The organism is Arthrobacter sedimenti, from assembly GCF_042652025.1.
GTDB lineage: Bacteria > Actinomycetota > Actinomycetes > Actinomycetales > Micrococcaceae > Arthrobacter > Arthrobacter sedimenti.
In genome coordinates this window covers 310,269-330,945 of the sequence record NZ_JBHSDQ010000002.1, presented here as the reverse complement: position 1 = coordinate 330,945, position 20,677 = coordinate 310,269, and the positions used below count along the sequence as shown (strand labels likewise).

Genomic DNA, 20,677 nt, shown 5'->3' with positions numbered 1-20,677 from the left:
ATGGCAGCGCGGCACCCATCTGCCCCCGGAATGGACCTAGGCTGGCAACGTCGAGCGATTTCCGCAGCCTTTTCCGCAGCGCAGCCGTCCGTAAGGGCGGCCGCTGCGAATTCCAAGGGACGAACAGGAGCCAGCATGACCGCAATGAGTGCCAAACCAACACCCAGGACCGTCCTTGTCACCGGTGCCACCGGCTACATCGGCGGGCGGCTGGTGCCCAGGCTGCTGGAGGCAGGCCACCAGGTGAAGGTGCTGGTCCGCTCCCCTGACAAGATCGCCGGTGTGCCGTGGCGCGACAAAGTGGACGTCGTGGAAAGCAGCCTCGACGACGGCGACGCCCTCCGTGAAGCGCTGGCCGGCGTCGACGTCTTCTATTACCTGGTGCACTCCATGGCCGCGGGGGCGGGATTCGAGGCGAAGGAAAAGGCGATGGCCACCACCGTGGCGGACGCCGCGGCCGCCGCCGGCGTAAGCCGGATCGTCTACTTGGGCGGGCTGCACCCCCAGGGCGTTGAGCTTTCCACCCATATGCGGTCGCGGGAAACCGTGGGCAAGGTATTCCTGGACAGCCCGGTGGACGCCGTCGTGTTCCAGGCCGGCGTGGTGATCGGGTCGGGCTCCGCCTCCTTCGAGATGATCCGCCACCTCTCCGAAACGCTGCCGCTGATGCCGGCGCCCAGCTGGGTGCGGAACAGGATCGAAGCCATCGCCGTGCGGGACGTGCTGTATTACCTTGTGGGCGCTGCCGCCCTTGAGGGCCCGATCAACCGGACTTTCGACATCGGCTGCCGGCAGGTGCTGACCTACGCCAGGATGATGCAGGAATACTCTGCGGAAGCAGGCCTGCCCTACCGGGTGGTGCTGGCGCTGCCCATCCCCGCGCCCAAGCTGGCAGGCATCTGGGTGGCCCTGACCACCCCCATCCCGTGGTCCATGGCGGTGCCCCTGGTGCAGTCGCTGCAGCATGATGCGGTGTCCAACGAGCACGACATCGACCAGTACATTCCCCAGCCCGACGGCGGCCTGACCCCGTACCGGACGGCGGTGGCCCTGGCGCTGGGCAAGGAGCGGGACGGCCAAGTGGAGACCACGTGGGCCAGCGCCGGCGCGGACTCCGATCCCCTTCCCAGCGACCCCGAGTGGGCAGGGCACAAGGTGTACATCGACGAGCGGACCTTCCACGGGGAAGTGGACCCGGCCCATGTCTGGACCATTATCGAGGGCATCGGTGGGCGCAACGGCTGGTATTCCCTGCCCCTGGCCTGGCAGGTCCGGGGCTGGCTGGACAAGCTGACCGGCGGCGCGGGGCTGCTGCGGGGCCGCCGGCATCCGCATATGCTGGCCGCCGGAGAAGTGGTGGACTGGTGGCGGGTAGAGCGGATCGAGCGCGGCAGGCTGCTGCGGCTGCGGGCTGAGATGCGGGCGCCGGGACGGGCGTGGCTGGAGCTTTCCGTGGAGCCCGACGGCGGCGGCAGCCGCTACCGGCAGCGCGCCATTTTCTTTCCCAAAGGCTTGAGCGGACGGCTCTACTGGCTGGCCGTGCTTCCCTTTCACAGCCTGATCTTCCCGGCGATGGCACGGAACATCACGGCGGAGGCCCGGAAATTGGCCGATGCGGACCGCGCCGGGGTGACCCCGTAGGATGTTGGAGGCGTAAATCCTTTCCCCACGTCCCAGGAGGACCCATGGCGCTGAGCGCAACCACCACCCTTCCGCACTCCGTTGACAGCGTTACCGCTGTGCTGGTGAACGAGGATTTCCAGCGCCACGTCAGCCAGCTGGTGGGCGGCACCCTGGAGTCCTTCACCCTTGACGGCGACATTGCAGGTGCCTTCAACACCACCTCGGTCCGCACCCTTCCCACCACCCGGCTGCCTGAGATCGCCCGCAAGTTTGTTGGTGAGCACCTCAAGGTGACCCAGGTGGAAAACTGGGAAGCTCCCGCCGCGGACGGCTCGCGCCAGAGCAACATCTCGCTGAAGATCGCCGGTGCCCCGGTGGATGTTACCGCCGTCCAGCGGCTGGTGGCCGACGCCGGCGGAACCCGCGTGGAGCTTGAGGGTGCGGTGAAGTCCTCCGTACCGTTCCTCGGCGGCAAGATCGCCGACGCCGCCGAGCCGATGGTGGCCAAAGCACTGAACCTGCAGGCCGCACAGGCCCAGGCTTGGCTGGAAAGCCACTAGCCCATGCAGCTTCCCGTCTTTGCCGCGCTTGTCCTCATTGTCGCCGGCGTTTGGTCGCTGGTGGTCTGGCCGCAGTTCCTGCGCCGCGTCATGAAGGATCCGCGGGCCCGCGACGCCGCCGGCAAGGCAACGAAGTTCCTGACCGTCCATGTGGTGCTGGTGAGCATCTCCATGGTGCTGGGGCTCGCCACGGCAGTGATCGGGGTCCTCGGCCTGCTGGGCTGAACGAGGCGTTTTACACACGAAACAGCCCGGGCCTTCCCCACTTCTGAGGCCCGGGCCTTCCCCACTTCTGAGGGAAGACCCGGGCTGTTCACTGTCCTGCTTAGGCTGCCTGGTTGAGCGCGTCCTCGGCGGCGACCCAGGAAATCATGGCGCACTTGACCCGGGCGGCGTAGCGGGCCACTCCTTCGAACGCTGCCGCGTCCCCCAGCAGCTCAGGATCGGCATGGACCTTGCCCCGCGACCGCAGCACCTCCCGGAAGCTGTCGATGACCTCATGCAGTTCGGCAATGGTCATCCCCTCGGCGAGGTCGGTGAGGACCGATGCGGAGGCCATGGAGATGGAGCAGCCAGCCCCGTCCCAGGCCACCTGGGCCACCTTGCCGTCCTGGACGGCAAGCCGGAGGGTCACTTCGTCCCCACACACAGGGTTGAGCTGGTGTGACTGGCCGGTGGAGCTCCCCTGCGGTGCGTCGGTGGCGGCGAGCCCGCTGCCGTGGCGGGCCTTTGAATGGTCCAGGATGATCTGCTGGTACAGCTGGTCAAGGCTCATGGTGTCAACTCTCGTATTCTGCGCTAGGCGCGGAAGTAGGCCCGGACGCCGGCGACGGCCTCAAGGAAGCGGTCCACGTCGTCAGTGGTGTTGTACAGGTAGGCGCTGGCACGGGTGGTGGCGGTCAGCCCGAGCCGGCGGTGCAGCGGCTGGGCGCAGTGGTGTCCCACTCGGACGGCGATTCCCTGGGAGTCCAGGAATTGCCCCACATCGTGGGCGTGGACGCCCTCGACGTCGAATGCGGCAAGGCCGATCCGTTCCTTCCCGGCGGCAGGACCCAGGACCCGGATTCCGGGAATGCCCTCCAGCCCGGCCACCATGCGCTGGCCCAGTTCGGCTTCCCAGCGGTGGATCCGGTCCAGCCCGGTTTCGGTGAGGTAGTTCGCGGCGGCGGCCATGGCCACGGCCTGGGAGATCCGCTGGGTGCCGGCTTCGAAGCGCTGGGGCGCCGGAAGGTACTCGGCCCGTTCCATGGTGACGGTGGTGATCATGGATCCGCCGGTCAGGAACGGCGGCAGGATGTCCAGCAGTTCCTGCCGCCCGTAGAGCACTCCGATCCCCGTGGGGGCAAGCATCTTGTGGCCGGAGAAGACCGCGAAGTCTATGCCGAGATCCTTGACGTCCAGGGGCAGGTGCGGAGCGGACTGGCAGGCGTCCAGGACCACCAGTGCCCCCGCGGCGTGGCCGAGCGCGGTCAGTTCCCTCACCGGGTTGATGATGCCCAGGACGTTGGAAGCGTGGGTGAAGGCCAGGACCTTGGTTCGTGGGCCGATGATTGCCGCCGCCTGGTCCATGCGGAGGCTGCCCTGGTCGTCAATGGGGATGTAGCGGAGCGTGGCCCCGGTCCGGAACGCCAGTTCCTGCCAGGGGATGAGGTTGGCGTGGTGCTCCATTTCGGTCACCACGATCTCGTCGCCCGGGTTCAGTGCCAGGTCCCGAAGCCCCTGGTCACCGCGTCCCTGAGCCGCCCACAGCCCGGCATTGGAAAGGGAGTAGGAAAGAAGGTTCAGCCCTTCTGTGGCGTTGGACGTCCAAATGGTCTCCGCGTAGTCCGCGCCAATGAAATCGGCAATGGTCTGCCGGGCGTCCTCGAATACTTCGGTGGCCTCCACGGCAAGATGGTGCGCGCCACGGTGAACAGCGGCGTTGCGCTGTTCGTAGAATTCCTGTTCGGCCTCGATGACACTCACGGGGTTTTGCGACGTAGCGCCCGAGTCGAGGTAGACCAGGGGCTGCCCGTTAACCAGTTGGTTGAGGACCGGGAAGTCGTTGCGGATGCGCAGCACCTCGGCGTTATCCATGACAGGTACGGCACGTTCCAGTGTGGCTGGCGTTGATACTACGGCCAAAACGAACTCCTTGGGCTGCCAATGTCTGACACCCAATTGTCCCACACACGGCTGTGGCGGCCGCCCGGGAGGGGCAGCCGCCACCGCTGTCCCGGGCTTCAGCCGAGGGAGCAGAGGGCCGGCGACGGCTGGGGGGAGAGTCTCGGTCTCAGAAGACTCTGACGTCGCCGGCCCCGTCTGTGCCCGGTCCGTTGCGGACCGGAAATCGAAAGGGCTCAATGTCCTGTTCTGCTGCTCCGCGGCCTCCAGCTTGCCGCTTTGCTTTGCCTCCTTAAGTAAATCCCGCGGTGCCATCCCGTACACGAGTAGGGTGTACTCGAATCCCGGCGGCCGCACTACCGGGGCGCCGCTCAGCCACTTACGTGAAGCGGACGATGCTCCCAGGCTCCCAGGTACCGCAGCGGGGCGCACGGGCGGCAAGGTGCCGGACGGCAGTGATCGGGACAGACGACGGCGGACGCGCGGCAAGGTGCCGGACGGCAACTGCGCGAGCCGCGCCGTTCATGTCGCAGGCCCGGTTCTGTGACGCTGGAACAGACCAACGCGGGCAGGAGCGGCAGCTGCCTGCCCGCCGGGACCTACTTTGGCAGTGCCGACTCCAGCTCATCGCGGCTGCGGACCCCGAGCTTGACGTAGGTACGGTACAGGTGTCCTTCCACCGTCCGGACCGACACCATCAAGCGCTGCGCGATCTCGCGGTCGGTGAGGCCCTGCACGGCCAGCTCGACGATGTCCTGTTCCCTGCGCGTGAGGCGGACAGTGGGGGCTGCGGCGATGAACCGGCCTTCCCGGAACCGCTCCCCCAGTTCGTGGTCGCACTTCTCACGCTGGGCCACGGCCTGCCGCGACCGCCGGCGTTCCCCGGCCTGCTCCAGCACGGTACTGGCCCGGGCGTAAGCTTCGCGGGCCAGGTTGACAAAGCCTGCCTCCTCCAGCGAGGCAGCCGTTGCCATAAGGGCGTCACCGTCGGCGTTTTCCCAAGCAATGGCCAGCGTGAGCAACGCTTCTGCCCACCGGCCCTCCACACCGCGCGCCGCTGCCTGCACCATGGGGACCACCGAGGGGTCACCGAGATCCCAGCACATGGCAAGGACCTCAAGGAGGTTCCCTGTCCGCGCGGAAGCCTCCGTGGTGGTCATCAACGTCTGCAGGGCCGCCAGGCCCTTTCCGTCACGGGCAAGGTATTCACCCGCCGCCGCCACATAGGCTTCCGCCAGGAGGTCGTGGGCGGGCCAGCCGGCATCAGCATCCTTGTGGTCCTGTTCCAGGCGTTTGGCCTGCTCCGCGTCGCCGAGGCGTGCGGCCGCATAGAAGCCCAGGGCTGTGCCAAAGCGGTAGAGCTGGAGGGGGTCATTGAGCTTCAGCGCTTCCACTGCGGGCAGCAGGACCTGGTAGGCGCGCTCCATCCGCCCCTGCCGCAGCAGCGAGTAGCCCTGGAGCACCTGGAGGCTCCCGTTGAAGGTGTCGGCGCCGGGGGCATGCCCGGCGGCGTAGTGGTTGATTTCCCGCTCTGCAGACTCCCATTCACCCATGGCCAGGTAATCGGAAACGAGCCGCCCCAGCACGAACTCGGGAAAGAAAAACAGGCTGCCTTCAAGGGGTGGAAGTTCCGAGGCTGCCAGCAGGGCGGCCTCCAGCCCCTGGACGGGCCGTCCGGCCGAGGCGAGGGCATGGGCCAGGAGACCCTCAGCCAGCGCACGGAGCGGTTCTCCGCCGGTGGCTGCCGCAGGCCCCTTCCGGATGGTGGCCACGTGGTCGTTCAGTGCCTGGAAATCCACTTCCGCTCCAAGCCGGAGCAGGTGGAGGAGTTCCCGCTGCCAGTCCGGCCCGCTGCTGCCACTACCCCCGCCGTTCTTTTCGACGTCGTCCGCCACCACCTCCAGTGAGTGGCCAATGGCTTGGTGCGCCGAGACCCGTAGCAGCAGAACGGCCGCACCCTGCGGGTCTTCGGCCAGCGGGAGCCAACATTCGTCAAGGAGTGCCGCGGCTTCCTGGTAAGCCCCTTCGTTGTACAGCGCACGCGCCTGGACCGCCTGGGCCAGGGGAACCAGCGCGGGCTCGTGGACCCGGGCCGCGATGGTCCGTGCGCTGTGGTTGTGGAACCGAATCAGGGCCTCCCGGGCCGCCGCCAGCATCTCCTCATCAGCGACCCGGACCCCACACTCCAGGGCCCACTCCACGGACCGCAACCGGCCCTCCCCCTGCAACAGGGTGGGGTCCTGGTGCGCCTTCACCTTTTCCCGCAGTTGAAGGCTGCGGGAGACCGAGACGGTATGCCTGATGGCACCGGCGAAGAGCCCGTTCCATATGGACAGTTCAGCCGGAATACCGGGTGCTTCAACGATCATCTGCTGGTCCAGCAGGGAGCGGACGACGGCTGCACCGCTGATATCTTCGATGACTTTCCTGCCCACCGGTCCGGCAAGGGCAATGAGCTTCAGCGCTTCCTGTTCCTCGAGCCGCCGCCGAAGGTGGTCTTTGGCAACAACCGCTGCGAGCCGCGCCCCGTCGCTCGGCAAGGAGCCCAGGAGCATCCAAATTCCGTTGCGTTTGACCAGGACACCGGCTTCAGCTGAGTCATGGAGCAGGGCATCGAGGATCCGGGGGTTGCCGCCCGACGCGTTCCAAATGGCGTCCACCGTGGCACCGGGGACGGTCCCGTCCAGGGCATGGGCCAGGACCTCTTCGATTTGTTCACGGTTGAGGGGACGGAGGTCGACCCGTTCGGCAAGGCCGTCATACCAGAGCTGGTCCAGCGGCTGCGGCAGGCCCGGCCGGGGCCTGGCCGCGGCCACCACTGTGGCCCATCCTGCCGAAATCACCTCAGCCAGGACGCCGGCAGAAGCGTCATCCAACTGGTGGGCGTCGTCCACCGCAATGAGGACGGAACCCGTGTTGCCGGCCTTCAGTTTCTCGAAGTATGCCCACATGGAACGGAGCACGGCGACGGGCGAGACAGACTCCTCAGCGGTGAGCTCGCCCGTGTAAGGGGTCAGGACTCCGAACGGCACGGCGGCCAGGGCCGAACTGGCGTGGATCCGCACAACGTTCATGGATCCGGCGAGGCGCTCCGTCACGGCATCGGTCACGGCCGATTTTCCGATGCCGGGGCCTGCCATGATGAAAACGGCGTGGTGGGCGCCGTTCCGCAGGATGGCGCAGATACGCTCCACGGGCTCCCGGCGTCCGGTCAGGAGCCGGTGCGTGGCCGCCTGCTTGTGGCCGTTAGACGAGTCCAGTCAGATCACCCCTTGAAGTCACGCCAAGCTTGGTGAAGACCTGGTACAGGTGGCCTTCCACAGTGCGGACCGACACGCCCATTTCCATGGCGATGTCACGGTTTGAAGCGCCCCGGCCGGCCATCCTGGCGATCTGCCGTTCCCTGCTAGTCAGCAAGGGGCTTCCGCTGCTGGGCACGATGGGCAGGTTGGACACGGTGGCGGCCAGGATGTCCAGCCGCGCCTGGGCTGTCCTGGCCGAGAGCGCGTCCCCGTCCTGGCGCGCAAAATCCACGGCCAGTGCCATGCACCGGGCCTCAACGGCGTCCAGTTCGAGCGTGGCAGCAAGTTCACCGCCGGCAAGGAGTGCCTTGGCGTCCTTTGTCCTGCTTCCGACGGCGATCAGCCGTGAGACGTCGGCCAGGGGGCCCTGCCGGTGGCCGGCAATCTCCTCCAGCAGCCGGAAGTCCGCGTCGCTGCCATTGACGGTTGCGGCCAGCAGGTAGATGCCGGCAACGGTAGCCCGCCCCGCCTCCAAGTTCCGGCGGGCTCCCTGCTTCAGGCCTGCCACCGCCTCCGGGTCGCCCAGCCAGCGCCCGGCCACGAGCGCGCAGAAATCTATGACGCATTCCGCGGCGAACCCGGCCCTGCCGGAGGTCCTCTGGAGCTTGGTGAGGTACTTACGGGCAAATCCTGCATTGCCGGTCTGGGCATAGGCGAGGGCTGTGGCGGCGTAGCCGGTGCGCAGCGCGGTTTGCACCGGCTGCAGCTCCAACTGGGCAGTGGCGGAAATCAACGGCTCCAGGGCAGCCTCACCGCGGCCGGAGAAGGCATAGGCCACGCCGGCAGCCAGTTCAGTTGCGGCGCTTCGGAAGGGGAGCCGGTGGAGCTGTCCTGCACTGAAGGGAGTAAGGAGATCAATGCAGCGCCGCCATTGGCCCGCCAGCAGCAGGACGAAGAACGCCTCCTTGGTGTAGCGCTCACGAAGGCCGACAATGTGCGAGGCATCGGTGAGCTGGCCACCGAGTTGGCGCATGAGGCCCAGGGCGTCCATCTCGCGGCCCGTAAAGGCGAGGGCGGTCATCAGGATGATGGCCGATTGAAGCCGGTATCCCGTGTCGGGGTTGGCAGCAGGATCGGCTGCCCGCTCAAGTGCCGGGATCATGGCGGAAAAATTACCGGCATGGGCCTGGTACTCGAATTCGCTCAGCGCCACCCGGTTGACTGCGATGACGGCAGGTGCAGGCCAGGAAGAATCCTGGGCTGCCGGTTCCAGGCGTTCGCGGGCGGAAGCGAGGAGTTCCGGCACTTTACCCGCCTGTTCCGGAATGGAGAGCATGACTCTGGCTTTGGCTGCGACTATCTGGGCGTATTCCTCGGGGTCCAGTGCGTCGAGTTCGGGCTGTGAGATGTCGTCCAGGGCTGCGAGGGCCTGGACTGGCATGTCCAGCTGGAGGTATGCCGATGCCTTGTGGCGCTGCGCCGGCGCCCACCCTGCGTCGGTCCTCCTCAGCATGTCCGCGTAGGTCAAGGCAAAGCGGGGGTCGAAGAGCTGGACCGCGGCCTGGGCGGCCGCAAGCGCCAGCCCAGGGCTGAGCTCGGCCTCGCACTCGTGGGTCCAGGCGGCGAAGGACATCAGTTCTTCGACCGTCATGGACGCCGGATCCGGCTCCGCGCCGCCCAGCATCACGTGGCGAAGCTCCCGCCGCCGGGAAATGCTCAGCCACGTCCTGACTACGTCACCGATGTATTTCTCCCGCAGGGACACCCAGCGATACTCGGACTCGTCGATCTCCAGCAGGCCGCCGTCTTCCATGTCCGCAATGACATCAGCACCGTAGATCGCGGTGAGGCGCGATAGCTCCACCCTGCGGGCACAGGAGAGCATCTCGATGACTTCACGTGTCTGGGAGGTTTCCCGGGACCAGCGGGACCGGACGATGTCATCCAGGCTGGCGGCGCCATCAAGCACCACCTTGTCCCGGAGGGTCCAGACGGAGTCCGACAGGACCAGGTTTCCGGAGAGCTGCTGTTCGGTGACCAGTGCCTTGAGCAGCAGGGGGTTACCGCCGACCATCTGGTGGTAGGTGCTGACCAGGGAGGAAGCGACCCGGTGCCCCAGAAGTGAGAGCAGGACTTGCCGGGTCTGCAGTTCGTTGAGGTTGCTGAGCCGCACCTCGGTCAGCTTCCGGTCCGTCAGCAGCCAGTGGAAGTCTGGGGGCAGGTCACTGGAGTTGGGGGCCACCGCAACGATTTTGGCCGTACCGGTGAGCAGGACGTTAAGCAGCACCCCGGCACTCATATCGTCGATGCTGGAGGAGGTGTCCAGGGTAATGATGCACGGCCTGCCGGCGGCGTCGCTGCGGATCAGGGAGGTGATGCCGCGCAGGATGGCGGTGGGCGAGCCCATGTAGGCCTGCGGCAGCCGGGCCAGCAGGAAGGAGAGGCAGCCGTACGGGGTGCTGGAGCCCGACGGGCCGTTCCGCAGTTGCAGCGACCAGATATCGGGGCCGAGGTCTGCCACTGCCGCACGGGCCAGGGAGGATTTCCCCACGCCGCGGGCACCGGTGATGACGACGCCGAGGGAATTTTCGCTGGTCAGGGCGGTGCGGACGGCGTCGAGGTTGGCGCTGCGTGCAGGCACGGACCATTGCTGGTTCTCCGGCGCCGCGGAGGGTGGCGTGGGCAGCCTGTCACCTTGAGGTGTTGACCCACGTCCCCAGCTGAGTGGCTCGATTGACATGAACTTATCCCCTACATCCTGCAATAGCGGGATGTAGCCCCTTTGCTCCCCCGCATAGGAAGAAGAGTACCCTCTGCCACTGACAAGGAAATAGGGTCGAAGGGAACTTTTACGATTCCGGCTGGCGTGACCCGGACTTTGCGGGGTGGAACCTTTGCTGGGCAGCGGTGAGCCCATCACGGAGCAAGGACTCCACGGCGTCTGCGGCGTCATCGAGAAGGAACGGCAGTTCCTTCTGTTCCGTGGTGCCGAAATCCCGCAAAACGTAGTCGGCGGTGTCCATCCTGCCGGGCGGCCTTCCCACCCCCACACGGACCCGCAGGTAGTCCTTGGTGCCGAGCGCCTTGGAGATGTCCCGCAGGCCGTTGTGGCCGCCTTCCCCGCCGCCGAGCTTGAGTTTGACGGTGTTAAAGGGAATGTCGATCTCGTCATGGACGGCCACCACATGATCGGCGGGAATGCCATAGAAGTTGGCAAGGGCGGAGACGGGGCCGCCGGAGACATTCATGTAGCTCATCGGCTTCGCCAGGACAACGCGGGGACCGCCGATGCCCAGCCGGCCTTCCAGAACCTGGGCGCGGGCCTTGTGCGACTTGAAGCCGGCCCCAATCCGGCCGGCAAGTTCATCAAGCACCATCTGGCCCACATTGTGACGGTTGCCTTGGTATTGGGCGCCGGGGTTGCCGAGGCCAATAATCAGCCAGGTATCTGTCATGGAATCAATCCTATGGGGGTGGCTTGGGCGGGAAGACCGGCGTACGGACGGGGAGAAGCATGCTGATACGGCGGTGGCCTGACATGGCAGTGGCCGGGCCCCTGGGGGTCCGGCCACTGCTGAAATTGCGGAGTGGTTACTCTGCTGCGGCTTCTTCGGCTGCGGGAGCTTCCTCTGCTTCGCCCTCGGGGGCAGCTTCGGTTTCTTCTTCCTCGGCGATGACGACGGCCTCGGAAACGTTCACCACGAGTGCTTCGGCATCGGTCAGCAGGGTGGTGCCCTTGGGGAGGACCAGGTCGGAGGCGTGGATGTGCTCGCCCGCGGCGCGGCCTTCGATGTTGACCTCGATGGCGGTGGGCAGGTGGGTTGCCTCGGCCTCAAGGGACACAACCGTCAGTTCCAGGTTGTGGACGGTGCCGGGAGCGGTTTCGCCCTCAACGTGGACCGGGACGTCAACCGTAACCTTCTCGCCCTGGCGGACGGTCAGAAGGTCGATGTGCTCGATGATCTGCTTTACCGGATCGCGCTGGACGTCCTTGACCAGGGCCAGGTGGCCTTCGCCGTTGATGTCCAGGGACAGCAGGGCGTTGGGGGTGCGGACGGCCAGGGTGGTGGCCTTCGCCGGCAGGGTGACGTGGATGGGCTCTGCGCCGTGGCCGTAGATGACGGCGGGGATCTGGTTGTTCATGCGGGCGCGACGGGCGTAGCCCTTGCCGAATTCGGTGCGCAGTTCTGCTGCGAGCTTCTGCTCAGACATGGAAATCTCCTTGAAGACTAAACGGTGTTCAGCAAGGGCGGAGGTCTGGTGTGACCTTCAACGCCGGGCGGCCGATGGCGGCCCTTCAAGAAGGCAGTCCCCGTGAAGGGACCAGCAGACCCAGTCGATAACGGAGGCTATGCCCTCCCTCGCCAAGGTATCGCCTGACAGCCTACCAGTGCCGGGACCGTTTCCTTAAATCCCCACCGGCCCCCTGAGCTCGCAGGCTCGCCCATGGAACCCTGCCAGCGCGGGACGAGACCCCGCCGGCTCCTGCCGGCGGGGTCTCATCAAGTACGGTCTTATGCCTTGCCGTCGAAAAGGCTGGTGACCGATCCGTCGTCGAACACTTCGCGGATGGCGCGGGCGATCAGCGGCGCGATGGAAAGCACCGTCAGTTGCGGGAAGCGCTGGGACGAACCGAGCGGAAGCGTGTTGGTTACCACCACTTCACGGGCACCGGACTCCGAAAGGCGCCGGGCTGCGGGGTCCGAGAAGACGGCGTGGGTGGCCGCGATGATGACATCCTTGGCACCGGCGTTCTTCAGGACGGTGACGGCGCCGGAGATGGTTCCGCCGGTGTCGATCATGTCGTCGATCAGGACGCAGGTCCGCCCCTCGATCTGGCCCACCACAGTCTTGGAGACAGCCTGGTTGGGGACAGTGAGGTCGCGGCTCTTGTGGACGAAGGCCAGAGGTGCGCCGCCCAGGCGTTCGGCCCACTGTTCGGCGACGCGGACGCGGCCGGTGTCCGGCGATACGACGGTGATGTTGTCCGATCCCACCCGGGTCCGGATGTAGTCGGCCAGCAGCGGAATGGCCATCAGGTGGTCGACGGGGCCGTCGAAGAAGCCCTGGATCTGGGAGGTGTGCAGGTCCACGCTCATGATGCGGTCCGCGCCGGCGGTCTTGTAGAGGTCCGCCACCAGCCGGGCAGAAATCGGCTCGCGGCCGCGGCCCTTCTTGTCCTGGCGGGCGTACGGGTAGAACGGCGAAACCACGGTGATCCGCTTGGCGGAGGCCCGCTTCAGCGAATCGATCATGATCAGCTGTTCCATGAGGTGGTTGTTCAGCGGGGCGGGGTGCGCCTGGATCACGAAGGCATCGGTGCCGCGGACGCTTTCACCGGCGCGGACGTAGATCTCGCCGTTCGCGAAGTCGTAGGCATCCAGCGGGAGGAGTTCGGTGCCGAGCTCCTTGGCGATTTCCCTGGCGAGCTCCGGGTGGGCCCGCCCGGAGGCAAGCACCAACTTCTTCTCGCCGTGCGCCGTAATTTCGCTCATTGTTACTTGCCCTCTTCTGTAGATGCCGGGGTACTTGAGGAGTCGTTGGTGGCCGCCTGGGCCAGTTCGGCGGAGCGGGTTCCCGGACGGTGCGCGGGAACCCAGCCTTCGGCGTTGCGCTGGGCAGCGACGCTCAGCGCAAGCGCTCCGGCCGGAACGTCTTTGCGGATCACTGCGCCGGCGCCGCTGTAGGCGCCGTCCCCCACGGTGACCGGGGCAACAAAGACGGTGTTGGAGCCTGTACGGACGCCCGAGCCGATCACCGTGCGGTGCTTCTTCTCGCCGTCGTAATTGGCCGTGATGTTGCCGCAGCCAATGTTGGTGTCCTCGCCGATTTCGGCGTCGCCCGCGTAGCCCAGGTGGGACAGCTTGGAACCGCGGCCGATGGTGACGTTCTTGGTTTCGTAGAAGGCGCCGATCTTCCCCTTCTCGCCCAGCACCGTGCCGGGGCGAAGGTATGTGAAGGGGCCGACGGCGGCGCGCGGGCCGATTACCGAGCCGGAACCGTGAGTGCGGGCCACCGAGGCGCCCTCGCCGATTTCGACGTCGGTCAAGGTGGTGTCGGGGCCCACGACGGCGTCCCTCGCCACGGTGGTGGTGCCGTGCAGTTGCGTGTTGGGCAGGAGGCGGACGTCCTCGTCCAGGGTGACGGTGGAGTCGATCCAGGTGGTGGCCGGGTCAACCACGGTCACGCCGGCGCGCATCCAGGCTTCCACGGTGCGGCGGTTCAGTTCGGCGCCGAGGGCGGCGAGCTGGACGCGGTCGTTGGCGCCCTCCACCTGCCAGCGGTCAGCAGTGACGACGGCGGCGACGCGGCCGCCTGCCTCACGCGCCAGTCCCAGCACATCGGTGAGGTATTTTTCGCCCTGGGCGTTGTCGGTGGTTACCTTGGCCAGGGCTTCGCGGAGCACCGCGGCGTCGAAGGCGTAGATGCCGGAGTTGACTTCGCGGATCAGCTTTTCGGCTTCGGAGGAGTCCTTGTGTTCGCGAATGCCGGTGACGGAACCGTCCTCGCCGCGGAGGATGCGGCCGTAGCCGGTGGCATCGTCCAGGACTGCCGTGAGGACCGTGACGGCGTTGCCTTCGAACTCGTGGGTGGCGACCAGCTCGGTCAGCAGTTCCGCGGACAGCAGGGGCACATCGCCGTAGGTGACCACGACGGTTCCGGCCAAGGCCTGCCCGGCGTCCAGCGCCTGCAGTGCGGCTTCCACGGCGCGGCCCGTTCCGGGCACGTCGTCCTGGTCCACGATGAGGGCCTGCGGGTCCAGCGCGGCCACGTGGCTTTCCACCAGGTCGCGTTCGTGGCGCACCACGATGGCAAGCCGCTGCGGATTGATGCTGCGGGCGGCACGAAGGGCGTGGCCCACCATGGAGAGGCCGCCGATTTCGTGCAGGATCTTGGGAGTACGCGATTTCATCCGGGTGCCGGCGCCTGCTGCCAGAACGATTACAGCGGCCGGACCGGCATTCTCGGGGATCACGTACGGGCTCTCCTTGCTTGGTTGTGCTGGCGCTTTACGGTGTCCCGCAGCACAGGCCACGGCGCACCGGGTGCCATCCTCATGATCGCTCCTTGCGCAGCAGTTCCGCCCATAGGATTCGAACCTATACTCCACGGCTCCAAAGGCCGGGGTGCTGCCGTTACACCAGAGCGGACCGTGCCGGAAGACTCAAGCCCCGGGCACAAGTCCCTATTTTGCCACGGGTTCAGGGCCCCGCGCGACACGGGGCATTCGGCTCCCACCCGTCCCGCCGAATACCGCCGCCGGCGGTGGGGCATGATGGGAAGGTGAGCAACAACCTTCCGCGGATGCGGATGACGGGCCGGCAGCGCCGAAGCCAGCTGATCGACGTCGGCCGCGGCCTTTTCGCCGCCCGCGGGCTGGACGGCACCACCATCGAGGAAATCGCCGCCTGCGCGGGAGTGTCCAAACCGGTCATCTACGAACACTTCGGTTCCAAGGAAGGGCTGTACACCGAAGTGGTGGACTGCGAATTCCACATCCTGCTGGACGCCGTCAACGCCGCCCTGACCGAGGAAGCCAAACCCCGCGTCCTTGTCGAACGCGCCGCACTCGCGCTGCTCACCTACATCGAGGAACGCACCGAGGGGTTCCGCATCCTCATGCGCGACGCTCCCCCGTCCCAGCCCGAAGGTGCCTTCTCCACGCTGCTCTCCCACGTCACCGCCCGCGTGGAACACATCCTCTCCGACGAATTCTCGCGCCGCGGCTTAAGCGGCGACGACGGTGCGATGTACGCGCAGATGCTCGTCGGCATGGTGGCGATGACCGGCCAATGGTGGCAGGACAGCCGCCAGCCCGATAAGAACACCGTCGCAGCGCATCTGGTCAACCTCGCCTGGAACGGCCTGACCGGCCTCAAGAAGGAACCTGAGCTGCAGTCTGAACCTTAGCCGTGGTCGCCTTCGGGCGCGGGGCACCTGTCCTCTGCGTGCTGCTCCTTCGTCGCTTTGACGCACGCTGCCGGACAGCCGCCCCACTCCCATGTGCCGGCGTCGCCTTTGTCAGTCGCCCAGGAGTTCTGAGGACTCCAGCCACTCCATTTCCAGGGCGTCCTTTTCGTCGGTGAGGTCCTTGAGCTGTTTGTTCTGGTCGGCGAGCTTGTCGAAGTCGCCGGCCTCGGTGGTCTTCAGCATCAGGTCGTGAAGCTTCTTTTCCTCTTGATCGAGCTTCTTGAGCTGGCGCTCAATCCTGTTGAGGGCTTTGCGGGCTTCGCGCTTTTCGGCCTCGGAGGGGCCGTTACCGGCGCCACTGGCAGCCTGTGCCTGTCCGGCGCTGGTGACGGGGTTTCCGCCACCGGTCACGGTGGAGCCGGCCAGGGCAGCTTCACGCAACTCAAGGTACTGGTCCACGCCGCCGGGCAGGCCGCGGAGCTTGCCGTCGCCCAGCAGTGCCATCTGGTGGTCGGTGACGCGTTCCAGCAGGTAGCGGTCGTGGCTGACCACCACCAGGGTTCCGGGCCAGCCGTCCAGCACGTCCTCCACGGCGGCGAGGGTGTCCGTGTCCAGGTCGTTGGTCGGCTCGTCGAGCATCAGCACGTTGGGTTCGCCCACCAGCAGCCGGAGCAGCTGCAGGCGGCGCCGCTCACCGCCGGAGAGATCCTTCACGGGGGTCCACTGCTTCTGGTTGGTGAACCCGAGCTGCTCCACCAACTGGCCTGCCGTGAACTCCTTGCCGCCGACGTTGAAGGAACGCTTTTCCCGCTCGATGACCTCTATGACGCGCAGGTCCGCGACGTCGTCGAGCTCCTTGACCTCTTGGGTGAGGACGGCGGTGACCACCGTCTTTCCCCGCTTCAGCCTGCCGGCGTCGGGGATGACCTCACCGTTGAGCAGCTTCAGGAGCGTGGTCTTGCCGGCACCGTTGACGCCCACCAGGCCCAGGCGCTCCCCCGGTGCGAGCCTGAGGGTGATGTTGTCGAAAAGCTTCCGGCCGCCGTCGCCGCCCTGGAAGTTCAGGGAGACGTTTTCCAGGTCGAGGACGTCCTTGCCCTGGCGTGCGGTGGCCATCTTGCTCAGTGCCATGGAGTCGCGGGGCGCGGGAACGTCCTCGATCAGGGCGTTGGCTGCCTCAATGCGGAACTTCGGCTTGGCCGTACGGGCCGGGGCGCCACGGCGCAGCCAGGCGAGTTCCTTCTTGACCAGCTGCTGGCGCTTGCTTTCCACCACGGACGCCATGCGGTCACGCTCGGCGCGGGCCAGGACATACGCGGCGTAGCCACCCTCGAACGGGTCCACGATCCCGTCATGGACTTCCCACGTCTTGGTGCAGACTTCATCGAGGAACCAGCGGTCGTGGGTGACCACCAGGAACGCACCCTGGTTGGCCCGCCACCGTGTCTTCAGGTGCCGGGCAAGCCACGCCACACCCTCGACGTCGAGGTGGTTGGTGGGCTCGTCCAGCATGATGACGTCGTGGTCCTCGATGAGCAGCTTGGCGAGTGCCACCCGGCGTTTCTGCCCACCCGAGAGAGCGTGGACGTTCGCATGCCAGTCGACGTCGGACACCAGGCCGCCCATGATCTCCCGGATCCGGGGGTTGCGCGCCCATTCGTAATCAGCCTGGTCCCCCACGATCGCGGCACCCACCGTGAGGTCGCCGTCGAGCACGTCGCTCTGGTCCAGGTAGCCCACGTTGACGTCGCCGCGCTTGGTGACCCGGCCGGAGTCGGGGGTGGAGCGCAGGGCCAGGAGCCGCATCAGGGTGGACTTGCCGTCGCCGTTGCGGCCCACCATGCCGATCCGGTCGCCTTCCTCCAGCCCCAGGGTGATGCCGTCCAGGACGGTGCGGGTTGCGTAGGAAACCGTGAGGTTCTCGCCGCCAAGAAGGTGTGCCAAAGGGAACTGCTTTCTGCTGCCGGACTGGAAGTGTTAAAGGAGGGTGTCGGAGATGATGCGCGCGCCCGGAACCGGACCGTGGACGGGGATCGCTGTCAGGCCGTGGCGCCGCAGGTCCTCCGCCAGTGCCTCGGCTGCCACGGAGTCATCTGCCAGGAGCGCCACGGTGGGGCCGGATCCGGAGACCATGCCCGCGATCGCGCCATGGGATTCACCGATTCCCAGCGTATCGCGCAGCGCGGGCGAGAGTTCAATGGACGCCCTTTGCAGGTCGTTGACCAGCACGCGGCTCAGGGATTCGGCGTCGCCGCCCCGCAGGGCCGCGAGGATCTGCGGATCAACCCCGGTGGGTCCTTCGGCGTCGACTCCCTCGTCACCGCGCAGCCGGTCCAGCGTGCGGTACACCTCGGGGGTGGAGAGGCCGTAGTCGGCCACCACCAGCACCCAGTGGGTCTGCGCCTTGGCCAGGGCCGGGGACAGTTCGTCGCCCAACCCAAGGCCGACGGCGGTTCCGCCCAGAAGCGAAAAGGGGACGTCGGCGCCCAGTTCGGCTGCAAGGTGTGCCAGTTCCTCGCGCGACAGCCCGCTGTTCCAGAGCGCATCGCAGGCAAGGAGCGTGGCGGCGGCGTCGGCGGAGCCGCCGCCCATGCCGCCGGCCACCGGAACCCTTTTGGTGATTTCCAGGTGCACGCCGGTGGCGTGTTCGGACACGTCCGCCATGATGGCGGCGGCCTTGTAGGCAAGGTTGTTGCTGTCCAGGGGGATGTCGACGGCGTCGAGGTCCAGGGTACTTTCCGGGCTGAGGCTGATGGTGATGCCGGGGGCAGCGGTGCTGGTGGCAGCCACTTCCTCGTACAGGGACACCGCGAGATAGACGCTGGCCACCGAGTGGTAGCCGTCCGGCCGGAGCGGACCTACCGCCAGGGAGACGTTGACCTTGCCGGGCGCCTTGACCCGGACGGTCCTGGCGGCGAACCGCCCCCTGCCTGCCCTCTCAAGTCCCGCGCTCACGGGCGGTTTTCCCTGGCTTCGGCAATCCGGGCGAACGCGGCGATGTCGATGACCTCTCCGCGTGCCGTGGGGTCCACGCCGGCGGCGAGCAGGCAACGCTCCGCTTCCGGCGCTCCCCCGGCCCAGCCGGCGAGGGCGGCCCGGAGGGTCTTGCGGCGCTGCGCGAATGCGGCATCCACCACGGCGAACACCTGCTCCCGGGAGGCGGTGGTGGCCGGTGGTTCGCGGCGCGTGAAGGCCACCAACCCGGAATGGATCTTCGGCGCCGGCCAGAACACGTTCATGCCGATCACGCCGGCTTTGCGCATCTGGCTGTACCAGGCGGCCTTGACCGAGGGAACTCCATACGTCTTGGAACCGGGGCCGGCTGCCAGCCGGTCGGCTACCTCGTCCTGCACCATCACGAGACCGTGACGCAGGCTGGGGAAATATTGCAGGAGGTGCAGCACCACGGGGACGGCAACGTTGTACGGCAGGTTGGCCACGAGCGCCGTTGGTTCCACCGGCAGCTCGGTGACCTTCATGGCGTCGGCGTGCACCAGGTGGAAAGCGTTGGCGGCCTGGGGCCGCCATTCCTTAACGGTATCGGGGAGCTTCGCGGCCAGGACAGGATCGATTTCGACGGCGACAACCGCCGCTGCCGCGTCCAGCAGTCCCAGCGTGAGCGACCCCAGCCCCGGACCCACCTCAAGGACTGTTTCATCCGGCCCAACTCCCGCCGCGGCAACAATCCGGCGGATGGTGTTGCCGTCGATCACAAAGTTCTGACCCAGCGTCTTGGTAGGCCTGACCCCGATTTCCTCTGCCATCCGGCGTATGTCGGAGGCGCCGAACAATGGTGCGGGCACGGCGGGAGTCGGTTCAGTCACCTAGGTATCCTATCCCGCGCGGCCCTCTGGCTTTGCCCGGTTAACGGCAGTGGCCGGCCCCGGAGTACCCGGGCCCGGCCACACTTTCTGCTTGCCTGATGATCAGTGGATCAGCGGCTGGCCGCCCAGCCGCAGCCCCACGGCGACAGGCCGCGCTGCGCGTAGACGCGGTTGGCGATGTCGATCTGCTGTGCCTTGGTGGCCAGGCTGGCGTTGGGAGCGTAGGCACCGCCGCCGGCGCCGATCCAGGTCTGGATATCGAACTGCAGGCCGCCGTAGTAGCCGTTGCCGCTGTTGATGCTCCAGTTTCCGGTGGACTCACACTGGGCGATCTTGTCCCACATGGCCTCGTTCATCATGGCCGGTGCTGCCGCGCCGGTGTTGGCGGCTGCGGCGGTGGCCGGCGCGGCCTGGGGTGCAGGCTTGGCCTTGGTGCCAACGGTGACCTTTTCGGTGACCGGCTGGACAGCCACGTTCTCCGATACGAGAGTGCGGGAAGCTTCCCGTCCGTCCACGAGCACCAGCTTGAAGGTGCGCTCAAGCTTTCCGGCGGAGCCTGCCTGCGTGACTTCCTTCTCACCCTTGAGCATGTCCGCGCTTTCGGCGGTAACAGTTTCGAAGGGCACGTCTTCACTGGTGACGGCGGTTTGGCTGGTGTCCACGCGGGAGACCTTGATGACCATGTTGTTCACCACGTTGGCGTTGGCGGGCTGGGAGGAGCGGTCATTGGCGCCGAGGGTAACCCCGGAGTCCTCCAAGACCTTACCCACGGTCGGCGCGGTGGTGGTGGCAGTGTTCACCTTGCCGTCGGCCACGATGCTGACGGTCTTGGGCGTGGAGATTGAAACGTAGGAGCCCGCCAGCGACAGGGTGGCATCCTTGGGTGCGGAGACGGACGAGGCACTGGCCACGCCGAGCTCGGTCACCAGGTCTTCGACGTCCTGGGCCGTGGTGTTCACGGTCTTCTCGGCACCGTCCAGGCTGACCTTGACCTCTTTGGCCTGGTTGATGTTGATGACGGTACCGTTCTGGACGGTCGCATCGAGGGAAGGCGACACCCGGTCGCCGGGCTTCAGGTCAAGGTTTGCACTCTTGACCACCTGGGCCACTGTTCCGCCAAAGGACTGCACGGACGACGCTTGGCCGTCCACGTTGAGCGTGATTGTTTTGTTATTGCCCACGAAGGCTACGAGGCCTGCGACCAGGCCGCAGAGCACCAGCAGCTGGGCGCCAACCTTGATAAAGCTGAACTTGCCGTCCGATGTGAAGAACTTGATCACGATTGCCCGTAACTCTCGGTCCATCCGGGCACGGGGAAACGCGCAGAGAAATGCCCGGGACAAGCCTGCAAAGGACAGTCCGGGCACCAATGCGCCGCCACACTCCGCGCACCGGCATGGCCGGCTTTTGGACA

The 20,677-nt window shown here is 66.6% G+C and carries 16 protein-coding genes and 1 tRNA gene; 4 read left to right on the top strand and 13 right to left on the bottom strand.

Annotation, left to right across the window (positions count from 1 at the left end; genetic code table 11):
- The first annotated feature begins 135 nt into the window (after positions 1-135).
- The 3 genes from ACFO0G_RS06835 to ACFO0G_RS06825 are packed head-to-tail and all read left to right on the top strand — an operon-like array spanning position 136 to position 2,408.
- On the top strand, positions 136-1,641 hold the full coding sequence (locus tag ACFO0G_RS06835) for an SDR family oxidoreductase (RefSeq protein ID WP_376976867.1): 1,506 nt from the start codon (positions 136-138) through the stop codon (positions 1,639-1,641).
- 44 nt (positions 1,642-1,685) lie between these two features.
- Positions 1,686-2,183: a DUF2505 domain-containing protein gene (locus tag ACFO0G_RS06830; RefSeq protein ID WP_286402897.1), complete on the top strand. Its 498-nt coding sequence runs from the start codon at positions 1,686-1,688 to the stop codon at positions 2,181-2,183.
- Positions 2,184-2,186: 3 nt separating this feature from the next.
- The gene (locus ACFO0G_RS06825) at positions 2,187-2,408 is read left to right on the top strand and encodes an SCO4848 family membrane protein (protein WP_142130627.1); all 222 of its coding nucleotides are present in this window, start codon (positions 2,187-2,189) and stop codon (positions 2,406-2,408) included.
- A gap of 100 nt (positions 2,409-2,508) precedes the next feature.
- On the opposite strand, the gene sufU is transcribed toward ACFO0G_RS06825, so the two are convergent.
- The 9 genes from sufU to ACFO0G_RS06780 form a co-directional block, all read right to left on the bottom strand.
- Positions 2,509-2,958: a Fe-S cluster assembly sulfur transfer protein SufU gene (gene sufU, locus ACFO0G_RS06820; RefSeq protein ID WP_142130628.1), complete on the bottom strand. Its 450-nt coding sequence runs from the start codon at positions 2,956-2,958 to the stop codon at positions 2,509-2,511.
- Positions 2,959-2,981: 23 nt separating this feature from the next.
- Complete coding sequence (locus ACFO0G_RS06815; RefSeq protein ID WP_286402894.1) at positions 2,982-4,307, bottom strand: aminotransferase class V-fold PLP-dependent enzyme; 1,326 nt, start codon at positions 4,305-4,307, stop codon at positions 2,982-2,984.
- A 578-nt stretch (positions 4,308-4,885) separates the two neighbouring features.
- Positions 4,886-7,426: a LuxR C-terminal-related transcriptional regulator gene (locus ACFO0G_RS06810; RefSeq protein ID WP_376976991.1), complete on the bottom strand. Its 2,541-nt coding sequence runs from the start codon at positions 7,424-7,426 to the stop codon at positions 4,886-4,888.
- Between the two features lie 106 nt (positions 7,427-7,532).
- Positions 7,533-10,268, bottom strand: a complete 2,736-nt coding sequence (locus ACFO0G_RS06805) for a helix-turn-helix transcriptional regulator (RefSeq protein WP_376976866.1) — start codon at positions 10,266-10,268, stop codon at positions 7,533-7,535.
- A 109-nt stretch (positions 10,269-10,377) separates the two neighbouring features.
- Entirely contained in the window at positions 10,378-10,983 is a 606-nt protein-coding gene (gene pth, locus ACFO0G_RS06800; protein WP_286402888.1) for an aminoacyl-tRNA hydrolase, read from the bottom strand.
- Positions 10,984-11,119: 136 nt separating this feature from the next.
- On the bottom strand, positions 11,120-11,740 hold the full coding sequence (locus tag ACFO0G_RS06795; RefSeq protein ID WP_286402887.1) for a 50S ribosomal protein L25/general stress protein Ctc: 621 nt from the start codon (positions 11,738-11,740) through the stop codon (positions 11,120-11,122).
- 302 nt (positions 11,741-12,042) lie between these two features.
- Positions 12,043-13,023: a ribose-phosphate diphosphokinase gene (locus ACFO0G_RS06790; protein WP_159632494.1), complete on the bottom strand. Its 981-nt coding sequence runs from the start codon at positions 13,021-13,023 to the stop codon at positions 12,043-12,045.
- 2 nt (positions 13,024-13,025) lie between these two features.
- On the bottom strand, positions 13,026-14,504 hold the full coding sequence (gene glmU, locus ACFO0G_RS06785) for a bifunctional UDP-N-acetylglucosamine diphosphorylase/glucosamine-1-phosphate N-acetyltransferase GlmU (protein ID WP_286402885.1): 1,479 nt from the start codon (positions 14,502-14,504) through the stop codon (positions 13,026-13,028).
- Positions 14,505-14,607: 103 nt separating this feature from the next.
- Positions 14,608-14,679 (bottom strand) — tRNA-Gln (locus tag ACFO0G_RS06780).
- 133 nt (positions 14,680-14,812) lie between these two features.
- Here ACFO0G_RS06780 and ACFO0G_RS06775 point away from each other — a divergent pair.
- The gene (locus ACFO0G_RS06775) at positions 14,813-15,439 is read left to right on the top strand and encodes a TetR/AcrR family transcriptional regulator (protein WP_376976865.1); all 627 of its coding nucleotides are present in this window, start codon (positions 14,813-14,815) and stop codon (positions 15,437-15,439) included.
- Positions 15,440-15,550: 111 nt separating this feature from the next.
- On the opposite strand, the gene ACFO0G_RS06770 is transcribed toward ACFO0G_RS06775, so the two are convergent.
- The 4 genes from ACFO0G_RS06770 to ACFO0G_RS06755 form a co-directional block, all read right to left on the bottom strand.
- Entirely contained in the window at positions 15,551-17,383 is a 1,833-nt protein-coding gene (locus ACFO0G_RS06770; RefSeq protein WP_286402882.1) for an ABC-F family ATP-binding cassette domain-containing protein, read from the bottom strand.
- 33 nt (positions 17,384-17,416) lie between these two features.
- Complete coding sequence (locus ACFO0G_RS06765; RefSeq protein ID WP_376976864.1) at positions 17,417-18,394, bottom strand: 4-(cytidine 5'-diphospho)-2-C-methyl-D-erythritol kinase; 978 nt, start codon at positions 18,392-18,394, stop codon at positions 17,417-17,419.
- Entirely contained in the window at positions 18,391-19,263 is an 873-nt protein-coding gene (gene rsmA, locus ACFO0G_RS06760) for a 16S rRNA (adenine(1518)-N(6)/adenine(1519)-N(6))-dimethyltransferase RsmA (RefSeq protein WP_376976863.1), read from the bottom strand. The genes ACFO0G_RS06765 and rsmA overlap by 4 nt, the downstream gene beginning before the upstream one ends.
- 110 nt (positions 19,264-19,373) lie before the next feature.
- On the bottom strand, positions 19,374-20,567 hold the full coding sequence (locus ACFO0G_RS06755; protein ID WP_376976862.1) for a transglycosylase family protein: 1,194 nt from the start codon (positions 20,565-20,567) through the stop codon (positions 19,374-19,376).
- Positions 20,568-20,677 lie beyond the last annotated feature (110 nt).

What these genes read in the sequence shown, in the direction of transcription:
- ACFO0G_RS06835 (WP_376976867.1), top strand. Translation starts at nt 136, where the DNA reads ATGACCGCAATGAGTGCCAAACCAACACCCAGGACCGTCCTTGTCACC.
- ACFO0G_RS06830 (WP_286402897.1), top strand. Translation starts at nt 1,686, where the DNA reads ATGGCGCTGAGCGCAACCACCACCCTTCCGCACTCCGTTGACAGCGTT.
- ACFO0G_RS06825 (WP_142130627.1), top strand. Translation starts at nt 2,187, where the DNA reads ATGCAGCTTCCCGTCTTTGCCGCGCTTGTCCTCATTGTCGCCGGCGTT.
- sufU (WP_142130628.1), bottom strand. Translation starts at nt 2,958, where the DNA reads ATGAGCCTTGACCAGCTGTACCAGCAGATCATCCTGGACCATTCAAAG.
- ACFO0G_RS06810 (WP_376976991.1), bottom strand. Translation starts at nt 7,426, where the DNA reads ATGGCAGGCCCCGGCATCGGAAAATCGGCCGTGACCGATGCCGTGACG.
- ACFO0G_RS06805 (WP_376976866.1), bottom strand. Translation starts at nt 10,268, where the DNA reads ATGTCAATCGAGCCACTCAGCTGGGGACGTGGGTCAACACCTCAAGGT.
- pth (WP_286402888.1), bottom strand. Translation starts at nt 10,983, where the DNA reads ATGACAGATACCTGGCTGATTATTGGCCTCGGCAACCCCGGCGCCCAA.
- ACFO0G_RS06795 (WP_286402887.1), bottom strand. Translation starts at nt 11,740, where the DNA reads ATGTCTGAGCAGAAGCTCGCAGCAGAACTGCGCACCGAATTCGGCAAG.
- ACFO0G_RS06790 (WP_159632494.1), bottom strand. Translation starts at nt 13,023, where the DNA reads ATGAGCGAAATTACGGCGCACGGCGAGAAGAAGTTGGTGCTTGCCTCC.
- ACFO0G_RS06755 (WP_376976862.1), bottom strand. Translation starts at nt 20,567, where the DNA reads ATGGACCGAGAGTTACGGGCAATCGTGATCAAGTTCTTCACATCGGAC.